Raw genomic sequence first — 388 nt, forward strand, 5'->3', positions numbered from 1 at the left:
GCGCCCGGCCCTGGCGGTGGCTGCCGCCCTGGTGTGTGCCGTGCTGGCGAGCAACATCGGCGCCCCACGCGAGCTGTTCCACGCCCAGGTCGCGGCCCATGCCAAAGGAATGCGCACCATGCATTTGCCTGACGGCAGCACCTTGTACGTCAACGCCAATACGCGCCTGCGGGTGGACTTCAACAGTCACCAGCGCATCGTGCATCTGGATCAGGGCCAGTTGTATATCGAGGTGGCGCCCGACAAGGAGCGTCCGCTGTTCGTGCAGGCCGGTGAAGCCAATGTGCGGGTGGTCGGCACCGGCTTCGATGTGCGGCGCAGCAAGCAGCAACTGGTGGTCAGCGTGGCCCATGGGCAAGTGGCGTTCGATCCGGATACCAGGCTGCCG

At 66.0% G+C, this 388-nt stretch carries 1 protein-coding gene; it reads left to right on the forward strand.

Annotated elements, in window-relative coordinates:
• Nucleotides 1–388 (forward strand): FecR family protein (locus tag HX846_RS38690; protein WP_178967635.1); only part of this gene is annotated, 388 nt, incomplete at both ends.

Source organism: Pseudomonas sp. K5002, assembly GCF_013386655.1.
GTDB lineage: Bacteria > Pseudomonadota > Gammaproteobacteria > Pseudomonadales > Pseudomonadaceae > Aquipseudomonas.